The 276-nt window shown below is 56.5% G+C and carries 1 protein-coding gene; it reads right to left on the bottom strand.

The genetic code is table 11. From position 1 onward, the window contains the following. A partial coding sequence (locus AAEZ05_RS28485; RefSeq protein ID WP_350649933.1) for an amidase family protein occupies positions 1–276 on the bottom strand: 276 nt, incomplete at both ends.

Below are 276 nucleotides of genomic sequence, written 5' to 3'. Positions count from 1 at the left end.
AAGTTGGACAGCTCACTCATATTGGTTTTGCCTACAATCACCACTCCGGCTTTCAGCAAATTGTCGACGACCTTGGCATTTTTAGTGGCCGGCGCGCCCACCAAAGCCTTTGAGCCTGCGCTGGTCTGCATGCGGTCGTTGGTTTCAAAGACATCCTTCAGCGCTATCGGCACACCATGCAAATGCCCGCGAACACGGCCATCGGCACGCTCCTTATCGCGGGCCTTCGCCTCACTGAGGGCATCCGGGTTGGTTTCCAAGAATGCATTGCCGCCC

It is taken from the genome of Pseudomonas sp. HY13-MNA-CIBAN-0226, from assembly GCF_040310305.1.
Lineage (GTDB): Bacteria > Pseudomonadota > Gammaproteobacteria > Pseudomonadales > Pseudomonadaceae > Aquipseudomonas > Aquipseudomonas gregormendelii.
The sequence above is the reverse complement of the archived record's forward strand: the minus strand, read 5'-3'. Positions and strand labels throughout refer to the sequence as shown.